This window comes from Streptomyces sp. NPDC003027 (assembly GCF_053591435.1).
The window spans coordinates 1-12229 of record NZ_JBSFTU010000043.1 but is presented as its reverse complement, the minus strand read 5'-3'; the positions used below and the strand labels follow the sequence as shown (position 1 = coordinate 12229).

Below are 12229 nucleotides of genomic sequence, written 5' to 3'. Positions count from 1 at the left end.
TCCGGTCACGAACGGATCCTGGTGTCGGCCCCCGCCCCCGCGTGGACGGCCGGTACCCGGATCTCTTCGTTCCGGGGGAGTGGCGCCGCCGGGCGGGGCTCGCGCCGCGGCGCCGGCATCGTCACCGTGACGAGCAGTCCGAGGACGAGCCCGGCAGCGCTGATCATGAAGATCGCCGGCGGGCTCGTCGTACGGGACAGCAGCAGCAGGGCGAGGGTGGAGAAGACCACCGTGGCCGAACCGTAGGCGAGCTGTGCGGCGTTCGGACGCGACATGACGGTTACCGTCCCTCGAAGCATCGGCGGGTCGCACTCCCGGGCGACTCTACGTCCGTGCATGCCCGAGCGGAACCGGCGGTAAGCGTGACCTCACCCACGGTGCGGGTGCACAGGGGGCGCATGGAGTCATCGTTCCGCCAACCGTCCCACCAGGTGCGCCGGATGGCTGTCCGGATTCCGGAAAGCCGCTCCTGCATAGTGCAGTTGGTCTGTTCAAGTCAAGGTCTGTCTTTTCGGCCGTAACTCCGGTCGAATGTCGTCACTTGTGACGCGCGACCCCGCCTGCGGACATCCACCCCACCTCCGGTCCGCGGTCGCGGGCGCCGGGGAGGACAACATCAAGTGACCATCAGACGACGGGCGATCAGAGCGTCCGCGGTCGTCGTGGCGCTCGCGGCCACGGCCGCCACTGCCTCGACCTTCACCACCGCATGGGCCGAGAACAAGGGGCCGAACGCGCCCGCGGGCATCGAGCGCCACGACCCGGCCGGCCACGACCACGCCGACAAGACCGCGGTCGACCACGACCTCGAGGGCCCGTTCAGCAAGCAGCGTCAGCAGCAGCGCGAGGCCGCGCTCGAGCAGGTGCTGAGCGGCGACGCCAAGGTCGAGCGCCGCGGTGGCTCACAGGTCGTCAAGCTCGACAGCAAGAAGTACGTCGAGCTGGGCCGCGAGAAGACCGACAAGATCTTCACGATCCTCGTCGAGTTCGGCGACAAGGTCGACGACACGACCCTGGTGGACCGCGCCGACGACGACACGGCCGAGCCGAAGCCGAAGTACGGCGGCACGCCCGGCCCGCTGCACAACCAGATAGCCGAGCCGGACCGTACGAAGGACAACTCGACGGCCTGGCAGGCGGACTACGACCAGCAGCACTTCCAGGACCTGTACTTCGGCACCGGCAAGGACGCCGAGGGGCAGCCCAAGCAGTCGCTGAAGACGTACATGGAGAAGACCTCCTCCGGCCGCTACTCGGTCGAGGGCGGTGTCTCGGACTGGGTCAAGGTCGAATACAACGAGGCCCGCTACGGCTCGAACTACTGCGGCAACAGCAACTGCGCCAACGTGTGGGACGCCGTCCGCGACGGTGTCACCGCGTGGGTCGCCGACCAGAAGGCCAAGGGGCGCACCGACGCCCAGATCAAGGCCGACATGGCGCAGTACGACCAGTGGGACCGCTACGACTTCGACGCCGACGGCAACTTCAACGAGGCCGACGGCTACATCGACCACTTCCAGATCGTCCACGCGGGCGAGGACGAGTCGGCGGGCGGCGGCGCCCAGGGCGGCGACGCCCTGTGGGCCCACCGCTGGTACGCGTACGGCACCAACGCGGGCAAGACCGGCCCGGCGCACAACAAGGCCGGCGGCACCCAGATCGGCGACACCGGCATCTGGGTCGGCGACTACACGATGCAGCCCGAGAACGGCGGCCTCGGCGTCTTCGCCCACGAGTACGGTCACGACCTCGGTCTGCCCGACCTGTACGACACCTCCGGCAAGCCCGGCGCCGAGAACTCGACCGGCTTCTGGTCCCTGATGTCCTCCGGCTCCTGGCTCGGCCGCGGCAAGGAGTCGATCGGCGACCTGCCCGGCGACATGACCGCGTGGGACAAGCTGCAGCTCGGCTGGCTCAACTACACCAAGGTGAGCGACGAGCAGCGCGCCACGAAGTCCACCCACAAGCTGGGCGTGGCCGAGTACAACACCAAGAACCCGCAGGCGCTCGTCGTCGAGCTGCCGAAGAAGCAGGTCACCACCGATGTCGTCGCGCCCGCCGAGGGTGCCACGCAGTGGTGGAGCGACATGGGTGACGACCTCAAGAACACCCTGACCCGCTCCGTCGACCTCACCGGCAGGTCGAAGGCCACCCTGGAGCTCAAGGGCTGGTACGACATCGAGCTGGACTACGACTACCTCTACACCGAGGTGTCGACGGACGGCGGCGCCAACTGGACGGCCCTGGACGGCACCGCCGACGGCAAGCCGCTGCCGCGCGACGCGAGCGGCGCCCCGGCGCTGACCGACGTCTCCGGCTCGTACAAGAACCTCGTGTACGGCCTGGACGCCTACGCCGGCAAGAAGTTCGACCTCCGCTTCCGCTACCAGACGGACGGCGGCGCGGGCGGCAAGGGCTTCGCGGCCGACGCCATCACGCTGACCGCCGACGGTGCCACCGTCTTCGCGGACAACGCCGAGAACGGTGACAACGGCTGGACCGCGAAGGGCTTCTCGCGGATCGGCAAGGGCTTCACGAAGGAGTACGAGCAGTACTACCTCGCGGAGAACCGCCAGTACGTCTCGTACGACGCGACCCTCGAGGTCGGCCCGTACAACTTCGGTTTCACGGGTGACAAGGCCAGCTGGGTCGAGCACTACCCGTACCAGAACGGCCTGCTGATCTGGCTGTGGGACACCTCGCAGAAGGACAACAACACGGCCGTCCACCCGGGCCAGGGCCTCATCCTCCCGGTCGACGCGCACCCGACGCCGCTGAAGTGGGCGAACGGGACCCTGATGCGCAACCGCGTCCAGTCCCACGACGCGCCGTTCGGCACCTACCGCACCGACGGCTTCCGTCTGCACAACGCGGACGTCCCGACGTGGATCAAGCCGCAGGCCGGTAACCCGGTCTTCGACGACCGCAAGGGCGTCTACTGGTTCAAGGAGACCGAGCGGGCCGGCGTCAAGGTAACTGACACCAACACCAAGATCGCGGTCGTCAAGGAGCCGAAGAACGGCCGGACGATCACCGTCCAGGTGGGTCCGTCGACGAAGTAGTCGACATCGTCGCAGGTCAAAACATGATCGGCCGTCGCCCTCTAGCGGGCGGCGGCCGATCGTGTTTAGGTGCGTCTGACAGATTCCTTATTGACATCGAACGTACGGGGGAGTGGTTTCGGCATGCCCGGTGGAGGGTTCTGCAAGTTGCCAGGGGGCAGTGTGGTCGTCGCCATCGGGCTGCCGAGCCCGGCGGGCGACGGCGCCACGGTCCGCTTCCTGGTCCACGCCGCGAACCGCGCCCGCGCCCTGACCAGGCTGCGGAACCTCGGTCTGCGGGCGGTCTACCTCCGGGGCAACGCGGAGCCCCCGACGCCGGACGAGATCACGGCGGTCCTCCACCACCCGGACGGCCTGCTGTGGAGATCCAACCCGGGCGCGGCCCAGGAACTCTGGCACCCGGCGCGCTCCCTGCCGACCGGCTGAGCCACCCGGGGCCCCGGGCCTCGGAGTGCGGGGCCCGGCTCAGACCACCGGCTTCCCGGTCAGCTGGACCCCGGCCGCCCGCAGCTCCTCCAGGGCCTTGTCCGTCGTCTCCTTCGACACGCCCGCGGTGAGGTCCAGCAGGACATGGACCTTGAACCCCTCCCGCGCCGCGTCCAGCGCCGTGGCCCGCACGCAGTGGTCCGTCGCGATCCCGACCACGTCGACCTCCACGACCTCCCGCTCCCGCAGCCACTCGGCGAGCGTCCTGCCGTTCTCGTCCCGCCCCTCGAAGCCGCTGTACGCCGCCTCGTACGCGCCCTTGTCGAACACGGCCTCGATCGCCCCGCTGGCGACGGCGGGCGCGAAGTTCGGATGGAAGCCGACGCCCTCCGTGCCGGCGACGCAGTGCACCGGCCAGGAGGTGACGTAGTCGGGCTCCTGGCCCTCCCGCGCGAAGTGGTCCCCCGGGTCGACGTGGTGGTCGCGGGTCGCCACCACATGCCGGTACGCGGCGCCCGCCGCCTCGCCGACCAGGTCGGTGACGGCGGCGGCGACGTCCGCCCCTCCGGCGACCGCGAGGCTGCCGCCCTCGCAGAAGTCGTTCTGAACGTCCACGACGATCAATGCGCGGTGCATGGGGGGTGTCCTTAGCGGGTCGGAAGGGGAACGGGCCGGAAGGGGAACGCCTTCGAGCCTAGAGACTTCCCCCTCCCTTCGGGAGGGGGCATTTCCGGGCGTTCCGGCTGCCTTCTACACGTACTCCGTCGGCAGTACCGGCTCACCCCGCGAGAGCTGCATGGCGGACATCGGCAGTCCGGCCCGCGCCGCCATGTGCCGCGCCCTGGCCGCCTCCAGGGGCTCGTGGGCCACCACGTCGCCGCCCTTGACCAGCTCGACGAGGAGTCGGCGGTCGGCCAGCTCCGGCGGGACCTCGCCGGTGCCGACGACCTCCGCCTCGGCCACGCCCTCCGCGTCCGTCCGCCGCGCCGCCCACTTGCGGCCGCCGACCGACGCCTTCCCGCCCAGCGACTTCTTCGCCACCGGCGTCAGCGGCGCCTCGGGGTCGGCCGACCGGGCGCGGGCGACCAGCTTGTAGACCATGGAGCAGGTCGGGTGCCCGCTGCCGGTCACCAGCTGGGTCCCGACGCCGTACGCGTCGACCGGGGCCGCCGCCAGGGAGGCGATGGCGTACTCGTCCAGGTCCGAGGTGACCACGATCTTGGTGTCCTCGGCCCCCAGCTCGTCGAGCTGCTGCCGCACCCGGTGGGCCACGAGCAGCAGGTCCCCGGAGTCGATCCGCACGGCGCCGAGGTCCTTCCCGGCCACCTCCACGGCGGTACGGACGGCCTCCGTCACGTCGTAGGTGTCGACGAGCAGGGTCGTACCGCTGCCCAGGGTGTTCACCTGGGCCTGGAACGCGTCCCGCTCGGTGTCGTGGAGCAGGGTGAAGGCGTGGGCGGAGGTGCCGACGGTCGGGATGCCGTAGCGGAATCCGGCGGCGAGGTCGGAGGTGGAGTCGAAGCCGCCGACGTACGCGGCCCGCGCGGAGGCGACGGCGGCCAGCTCGTGGGTGCGCCGGGCGCCCATCTCGATGAGCCGCCGGCCGCCGGCCGCGGCCGACATCCGGGAGGCGGCGGCCGCGATGGCCGAGTCGTGGTTGAGGATCGAGAGGATCACCGTCTCCAGGAGCACGCACTCGGCGAAGGAGCCCTCGACCCGCAGGATCGGGGAGCCGGGGAAGTACACCTCGCCCTCGGGGTAGCCCCAGATGTCGCCGGAGAAGCGGTAGGCCGCCAGCCACTGGAGGGTCGGCTCGTCCACGACGCCCTGCTCGCGCAGGAAGCCGAGCATGTCCGGGTCGAAGCGGAAGTTCTCGACCGCGTCCAGGACCCGTCCGGTGCCCGCCACCACGCCGTAGCGCCGCCCCTCGGGCAGCCGGCGGGTGAAGACCTCGAAGACGGAGCGCCGGTCGGCGGTGCCGGCCCTGAGGGCAGCCTGGAGCATGGTCAGCTCGTACTGGTCGGTGAAGAGCGCGGTCGACGGCACGCCCACCCGTCGCCCGCCGGCGCCCTTGTTTCGGAGCGCTTCGTGCGCCCCTTCTTCCTGGAGCCCAAGGTCCGCAGCGTTCATGTCAGCGATGCTACCCCCGAATACTCGTCAGAGTGACGATTTCTGTCGCCGCCCGTGTGCCCCGTTTGTGCGACGGGCCACTCGGGGTGGCAGCATGGGGTAAGTGAGCGTCGCGCCTATCGAGATCGAACGTACGGAATCGGCCCGGGAGAACCAGGCGGTCGTCGAACCGGACGTGCCCTGGGTGACCCTCGTGCACAACGACCCGGTCAATCTGATGAGCTATGTGACCTACGTCTTCCAGGCGTACTTCGGTTACTCCAAGGACAAGGCGCACAAGCTGATGCTCGACGTGCACCACAAGGGCCGCGCGGTGGTCTCCAGCGGCACCCGCGAGGAGATGGAGCGGGACGTGCAGGCGATGCACGGTTACGGGCTGTGGGCGACGCTGTCGCAGGACCGCGGCTGATGGCCGGCCGTTTCGAGGCGCTGCCCGGCGGTGGCGCCGCCGTGGCGCTCGACGAGGTCGAGGTCTCCATCCTCCGTTCCCTGGCCGTCCAGCTCATGGAGCTGATCGGGCCGGGCGACGAGCCCGTCGAGGGCGAGGACCCGCTGGCGGCGCTCTTCGCCGAAGGGCCGAGCCAGGCCCCGACCGATCCCGCGCTCAAGCGGCTCTTCCCGGACGCGTACGGCGACGAGGACGAGGAGCTGCGCGCCGCGGCGGCCGACTTCCGGCGGTACACCGAGAACGACCTGCGGGCCCGTAAGCGCGCGGACGCCCTGGCGGTCGTCCGCAGCCTCGACGCGCTCTCCTCCGGTGAGGGCGGCGTCGTCCTCAAGCTCACCGCGGACGAGTCCCGGGCGTGGCTCGGCGCGCTCAACGATCTGCGGCTGACCATCGGGACCCGGCTGGAGGTCACCGACGAGGACGAGGGCGGCGAGCTGTACCGGCTGCCGGATTCCGACCCCCGCAAGCCGATGGTGATGGCGTACCTCTGGCTCGGCGCGCTCCAGGAGTCGCTCGTCGAGACGCTGATGCCGTAGCGGTCGGCGGCAGTCGGCGGCTCCGTCGGCGTTCGCTCAACGGACACTCAAATCCGCATAACGAATACGTCACCAAAGTGTTCGGCCTTGCCGTGTTGAGTCCTTTCTGTCCCCTTTTCCCTGTGGTGTGCGCCACAGTCGATCCCGTTGATCACTGTCCACCCCGTGATAAATCTTCACGACCACCCGGGGACGCCACCCCTGTGCCCGGGGGCGCTTCGACCGGCTGACCGCCGGTAGCACTCCATCCACATCCGGGGGGATCAGGACCTGATCCGCGGCCAGACGCAGTCGGCGCGGATCAGCATGGAGAAAGGCGCACCACCATGACCTCAGTGCAGGTCGACAAGCAGCACGACGGCACCGACGGGGCCGTGGGCGGCGGCGAGGGCTACCAGCGCGGCCTCGGCGCCCGGCAGATCCAGATGATCGCGATCGGCGGCGCCATCGGCACCGGCCTCTTCCTCGGCGCCGGCAAGGCCATCGCCAAGGCCGGCCCCAGCCTGATCCTCGCCTACGCCATCGCGGGCCTGGTCATCTTCTTCATCATGCGGGCCCTGGGCGAGCTGCTCATGTACCGCCCGGTGTCGGGCTCCTTCTCGGAGTACGCCCGTGAGTTCGTCGGCCCCTTCTGGGGGTTCGTGACCGGCTGGACGTACTGGCTCTTCTGGGTGGTCACCGGCATCACCGAGGTCACGGCGGCCGCCACCTATATGACGTACTGGTGGGACATCCCGCAGTGGATCTCGGCGCTGGTCTTCACCGTGGTCCTCTTCGGCGCCAACCTGATCTCCGTGAAGCTCTTCGGTGAGCTGGAGTTCTGGTTCTCCATGATCAAGGTCACCGCGATCATCGGCATGATCCTCATCTGCGCCGGCATCCTCACCATCGGCTTCTCCGACGCCGGCGACACCGCCTCCGTGACCCACCTGTGGGACCAGGGCGGCTTCTTCCCCACCGGCATCGGCAACACGCTGATGACCCTCCAGATCGTCATGTTCGCCTTCCTCGCCGTCGAGCTGGTCGGCGTCACCGCCGGCGAGTCCAAGGACCCGGAGACGGTCCTGCCGAAGGCGATCAACACCGTGCCGTGGCGCATCGCCGTCTTCTACGTCGGCGCGCTGATCATGATCCTCTCGGTCGTGCCGTGGACGCACTTCAAGCCGGGGATCTCCCCGTTCGTCGCCGCCTTCGAGCAGATGGGCCTCGGCATCGGCGCCGCGATCGTCAACTTCGTGGTGCTGACCGCCGCCCTGTCCTCCTGCAACTCGGGCATGTACTCCACCGGCCGCATGCTGCGCGACCTCGCGCTCAACGGCCAGGGCCCGAAGATCTTCACGCGGCTCACCAAGAGCGGCACCCCGCTGCTCGGCCTGACCTTCTCGGCCGCGCTGATGCTGGTCGGCGTCTGGATCAACTACGTCGCCCCGGGCAAGGCCTTCGAGTACGTCGTCTCCTTCGCCACCATCTCCGGCATGTGGGCCTGGATCATGATCCTGGTCTGCCAGATCCGCTACCGCGCCAAGGCGAACCGCGGCGAGCTGCCCGAGTCCACCTTCAAGGCCCCCGGCGCCCCGTACACCAGCTGGTTCGCGCTGCTGTTCATCGGCATGGTCATCGTGATGATGGGCCTCGACGAGGGGGCGCGCGTCTCCCTGTACTGCGCGCCGGTCTGGGGCCTGATCCTGGGCGTCTCCTACCTGGTCCTGAAGTCCCGCAACCCGGAGGGCGCGGCCTTCGCCAAGCGCTCCTGACGCATCCGTCTCACCCTTCGGGCCGTTCCGTACCGCTCCTCGGTACGGGACGGCCCGTCTGTCTATCCTGTCGAACATGCTGACCATCACACGGGCCCTGTACGACCAGATCGTGGAGCACTCCCGCGCGGACCACCCCGACGAGGCCTGCGGCGTGGTCGCGGGTCCGGTCGGCACCGGCCGCCCCGAGCGGTTCATCCCGATGCTGAACGCCGCGCGCTCGCCCACGTTCTACGAGTTCGACTCGGCCGACCTGCTGAAGCTGTACCGCGAGATGGACGACCGGGACGAGGAGCCGGTGATCATCTACCACTCGCACACGGCGACCGAGGCATACCCGTCCCGTACGGACATCTCGTACGCCAACGAGCCCGCCGCCCACTACGTCCTGGTCTCCACGGCCGACACCGACGGCGCCGGGCCCTTCCAGTTCCGCTCCTTCACCATCGTCGAGGGCGTCGTCACCGAGGAGGAGGTCCAGGTCGTCGAGGCCTACGTGGAGGCCTGAGAAGCCCCGGGGACCAGGGCCCCGGCCCCCGTTCCCGTCGTACGGAAGCGGGCGAGGTACGCCGACGGCGTCACCCCGAAGTGCCGGGCGAACGCCCTGCGCAGGCTCTCGTCGCTGCCGAGCCCGCTGCGCGCCGCCGCGCCCGTGACGCTCGCCCCGCCCTCCAGGAGCAGCCGGGCCGCCTCCACCCGTACCCGCTCCACATAGCCGGCCGGAGTGGCGCCGATCTGCTCCCGGAACAGCCGGGTCAGATGCCGGGCGCTGACCCCCGCCCGCCGGGCGAGCGCCGTCGCGCTGTGGTCGGCGCCCGGATCGGCGGCGACCGCGTCGAGCAGCGGCCGCACCAGGGGATGGCCCGTCGGGGGAGTGCGCGAGGCGGCCGAGAACTGCGACTGTCCGCCGGGCCGCTGCAGGAACACCACCAGATCGCGCGCCACCGCGCGGGCGGCGGCCGGGCCGCGGTCCCGCTCGACCAGGGCGAGGCAGAGGTCGATTCCGGCGCTCACCCCCGCCGAGGTGAACACCGGCCCGTCCTCGACGAAGATCGCGTCCGCCGTCACCTCCACCCCGGGATGGCGGCGGCCCAGCGCGGCCGCGTGTTCCCAGTGGGTCGTCGCCCGCCTCCCGTCGAGAAGGCCGGCGGCCGCGACCGCGAAGGCCCCCGTGCACACGGCCGCGACCCGCCGCGAGCGGCCGGCGAGCGCCGCCACGGGCGCCACGACCTCGGGGGCGGTCACCCACCGGTCCACGTCCACGGCGCCCGGGACCACCAGCGTGTCCGCGCCCGTGACCTCCTCCGCCGCCAGATCGGCGCCGAGGCGGAGCCCGGTGGAGGTCCGTACGTCCCGCCCGCCCGGGGTGCAGACGCGGACGGAGTAGGCGGGCCCGGCCGTGCCGAACACCTCCAGGGGGGCGGAGACGTCGAGCAGGCGTACGCCGTCGAAGGCGAGGACGACCACGGTGTGAGTCATGTATCCGATTCTGTGGGAAGAACGTCCCGAAGGACATGGCGGGGCCGGGGCCGGGGCGAGGATTCTGGAGCCATGGACCTCACCGAGACCGTTCCCGACAGCAAGATCGCCACCGCCGCCACCGAGCTGGTCCGCGACACCGCGAGCGAGCTGATCTACCACCACTCCCGCCGTGTGTACCTCTTCGGCGCCCTCCAGGGCCGTGCCCGCGGACTCGCCTTCGACCCCGAACTCCTCTACGTCGGCGCGATGTTCCACGACCTGGGCCTGGGCGAGGCCCACCGGGACAGCGGCCGTCGCTTCGAGGTCGACGGCGCCGAGGAGGCGGCCGCCTTCCTGCGCTCGTACGGCGTCGGCGAGGACGCCGTACGACGCGTGTGGACCGCGATCGCCCTGCACACCACCCCCGGCGTCCCGCAGTTCATGGAGCCCGAGGTCGCCCTGGTGACGGCGGGAGTCGAGTACGACGTCCTCGGCATCGGGTACGACGACCCGGCCGTCGTCTCGCCCGAGGACCGGGCCGCGGTCGTCGCCCTGCATCCGCGCCCCGACTTCAAGCGCCGGATCCTGCGCGCGTTCACCGAGGGGACCGCCCCCAAGCCGGAGACGACCTTCGGCAATGTGAAGGCGGACGTGCTGCGCCACTTCGTGCCCGGCTTCGTCCCCGGCGACTTCGTGACCACCATCGAGGGCTCCGCCTGGCCCGAGTGACGGCCACCGGTGGGGCCGCCGGGAGGCGCGTGCGCCCGGGAGTCCAGCAGGCGAGCGGGATCTGTCCGTCATGTGAGATCACATTCCGGAACCCGGACCGGGAATCGATACGATGACCGCATGGTTTCCCACGACGTGAGCGAACAGACGCCGGGCACACCCCTGCTCGTGGCCCGTCTGCACGTCGACCTGTGCCGCCTCGCCAGCGCGATGTGTACGTCCCGCGCTGCGCACTGAGCACCGATCCACGGCCCGAGCGCACCTCCCAGCACCACCCCCTTCCGCGCGGGGGCCCCAGCCGCGCGCCCACCACGTCACTCCCGACAGGAGCCCACGCCATGGCCATCGAGGTCCGCATCCCGACCATCCTCCGCACCTACACCGACGGCGCCAAGGCCGTCGAGGGCAGCGGTGACACCCTCGCCGAGCTCTTCGCCGACCTGGAGTCCCGGCACAACGGGATCGAGGCCCGCATCGTGGACAACGGCACCCTGCGCCGCTTCGTCAACGTCTACCTGAACGACGAGGACGTACGGTTCCTGGACGGCATCGACACCAAGCTCGCCGACGGCGACAACGTCACGATCCTGCCGGCCGTCGCCGGCGGCATGGTCTGATCCACATGCGTTACGACTCCCCGCTGGCGGCGGTCGGCAACACGCCCCTGGTCCGCCTGCCCCGGCTCTCGCCCTCGGACGACGTCCGCATCTGGGCCAAGCTGGAGGACCGCAACCCCACCGGCTCGGTCAAGGACCGCCCCGCGCTCCACATGATCGAACAGGCCGAGAAGGACGGCCGGCTCACCCCCGGCTGCACCATCCTGGAGCCGACCAGCGGCAACACCGGCATCTCGCTCGCCATGGCGGCGAAGCTCAAGGGGTACCGCATCGTCTGCGTCATGCCGGAGAACACCAGCGAGGAGCGCCGTCAGCTGCTCGCCATGTGGGGCGCCGAGATCATCTCGTCCCCGGCGGCGGGCGGGTCGAACACGGCGGTACGGGTCGCCAAGGAGCTGGCGGAGCAGAACCCCGCGTGGGTGATGCTCTACCAGTACGGCAACGCCGACAACGCGGGCGCGCACTACGCCACCACCGGCCCGGAGATCCTCGCCGACCTGCCCTCGATCACCCACTTCGTGGCGGGCCTCGGCACCACCGGCACCCTCATGGGCGTCGGCCGCTACCTGCGCGAACACAAGCCGGACGTCAAGATCGTCGCCGCCGAGCCGCGGTACGACGACCTCGTCTACGGCCTGCGCAACCTCGACGAGGGCTTCGTGCCCGAGCTCTACGACGCCTCCGTCCTCACCACCCGCTTCTCGGTCGGCTCGGCCGACGCCGTGACCCGTACCCGCGAACTCCTCCAGCAGGAGGGCATCTTCGCGGGTGTCTCGACGGGCGCGGCGCTGCACGCGGCGATCGGCGTCGGCAACAAGGCGCTGAAGGCGGGCGAGAGCGCGGACATCGCGTTCGTCGTCGCCGACGGCGGCTGGAAGTACCTCTCGACGGGCGTCTACACGGCCGCGACGACGGAGGAAGCGATCGAGACGCTCCAGGGCCAGCTCTGGGCGTAGGGTCTTTCGTTTGGGTCAGGCCGGATCAGGGAGCGGGGTCTGGTGCATGGGGTCTCCCCAGGCCCGCCAGGGCCGAGGGGACGGATCGCAAGGCGGAGGAGGGAGTCAAC

Annotated in this window: 14 protein-coding genes; 10 read left to right on the top strand and 4 right to left on the bottom strand. The window is 70.3% G+C overall.

Going from position 1 to position 12229, the window contains the following annotated elements; all coding sequences use genetic code 11:
* Positions 1–5 precede the first annotated feature (5 nt).
* Positions 6–275, bottom strand: a complete 270-nt coding sequence (locus ACWDX6_RS25355; protein ID WP_451487181.1) for a hypothetical protein — start codon at positions 273–275, stop codon at positions 6–8.
* 345 nt (positions 276–620) lie between these two features.
* Between ACWDX6_RS25355 and ACWDX6_RS25350 the strand changes: the two genes are divergently transcribed.
* Entirely contained in the window at positions 621–3062 is a 2442-nt protein-coding gene (locus ACWDX6_RS25350; RefSeq protein ID WP_451487180.1) for an immune inhibitor A domain-containing protein, read from the top strand.
* 123 nt (positions 3063–3185) lie between these two features.
* Entirely contained in the window at positions 3186–3488 is a 303-nt protein-coding gene (locus tag ACWDX6_RS25345; protein WP_403294411.1) for a hypothetical protein, read from the top strand.
* A gap of 39 nt (positions 3489–3527) precedes the next feature.
* Here ACWDX6_RS25345 and ACWDX6_RS25340 read toward each other — a convergent pair whose 3' ends face one another.
* On the bottom strand, positions 3528–4124 hold the full coding sequence (locus ACWDX6_RS25340; protein ID WP_451487179.1) for an isochorismatase family protein: 597 nt from the start codon (positions 4122–4124) through the stop codon (positions 3528–3530).
* A 114-nt stretch (positions 4125–4238) separates the two neighbouring features.
* Positions 4239–5618 (bottom strand): nicotinate phosphoribosyltransferase, encoded by a 1380-nt coding sequence (locus tag ACWDX6_RS25335; protein WP_451487178.1) that lies wholly within the window; start codon positions 5616–5618, stop codon positions 4239–4241.
* 103 nt (positions 5619–5721) lie between these two features.
* On the opposite strand from ACWDX6_RS25335, the gene clpS reads away from it, so the two are divergent.
* The 4 genes from clpS to ACWDX6_RS25315 all read left to right on the top strand — a co-directional run bounded on the left by clpS (position 5722) and on the right by ACWDX6_RS25315 (position 8864).
* On the top strand, positions 5722–6027 hold the full coding sequence (gene clpS, locus ACWDX6_RS25330) for an ATP-dependent Clp protease adapter ClpS (protein WP_403294415.1): 306 nt from the start codon (positions 5722–5724) through the stop codon (positions 6025–6027).
* Positions 6027–6602, top strand: coding sequence for a DUF2017 domain-containing protein (locus ACWDX6_RS25325; protein WP_451487177.1), 576 nt, complete (start codon positions 6027–6029; stop codon positions 6600–6602). The genes clpS and ACWDX6_RS25325 overlap by 1 nt, the downstream gene beginning before the upstream one ends.
* Before the next feature lie 326 nt (positions 6603–6928).
* Positions 6929–8356 carry an amino acid permease gene (locus ACWDX6_RS25320; protein WP_451487176.1) on the top strand — a complete coding sequence of 476 codons (1428 nt, stop codon included), beginning with the start codon at positions 6929–6931 and terminating at the stop codon, positions 8354–8356.
* A 76-nt stretch (positions 8357–8432) separates the two neighbouring features.
* Positions 8433–8864: a Mov34/MPN/PAD-1 family protein gene (locus ACWDX6_RS25315; RefSeq protein WP_215072058.1), complete on the top strand. Its 432-nt coding sequence runs from the start codon at positions 8433–8435 to the stop codon at positions 8862–8864.
* Here the strand turns inward: ACWDX6_RS25315 and ACWDX6_RS25310 are convergent.
* The gene (locus tag ACWDX6_RS25310) at positions 8849–9835 is read right to left on the bottom strand and encodes a GlxA family transcriptional regulator (RefSeq protein ID WP_451487175.1); all 987 of its coding nucleotides are present in this window, start codon (positions 9833–9835) and stop codon (positions 8849–8851) included. The two genes, ACWDX6_RS25315 and ACWDX6_RS25310, sit on opposite strands and share 16 nt — an antisense overlap.
* 72 nt (positions 9836–9907) lie before the next feature.
* Between ACWDX6_RS25310 and ACWDX6_RS25305 the strand changes: the two genes are divergently transcribed.
* The 4 genes from ACWDX6_RS25305 to ACWDX6_RS25290 all read left to right on the top strand — a co-directional run bounded on the left by ACWDX6_RS25305 (position 9908) and on the right by ACWDX6_RS25290 (position 12119).
* Positions 9908–10546, top strand: coding sequence for an HD domain-containing protein (locus tag ACWDX6_RS25305; RefSeq protein WP_451487174.1), 639 nt, complete (start codon positions 9908–9910; stop codon positions 10544–10546).
* Positions 10547–10666: 120 nt separating this feature from the next.
* Positions 10667–10783 (top strand): putative leader peptide, encoded by a 117-nt coding sequence (locus ACWDX6_RS25300; RefSeq protein WP_451487173.1) that lies wholly within the window; start codon positions 10667–10669, stop codon positions 10781–10783.
* Positions 10784–10884: 101 nt separating this feature from the next.
* Positions 10885–11163, top strand: a complete 279-nt coding sequence (locus tag ACWDX6_RS25295) for a MoaD/ThiS family protein (RefSeq protein WP_356889735.1) — start codon at positions 10885–10887, stop codon at positions 11161–11163.
* Between the two features lie 5 nt (positions 11164–11168).
* On the top strand, positions 11169–12119 hold the full coding sequence (locus ACWDX6_RS25290) for a PLP-dependent cysteine synthase family protein (protein WP_356889733.1): 951 nt from the start codon (positions 11169–11171) through the stop codon (positions 12117–12119).
* The last annotated feature ends 110 nt before the right edge of the window (positions 12120–12229 follow it).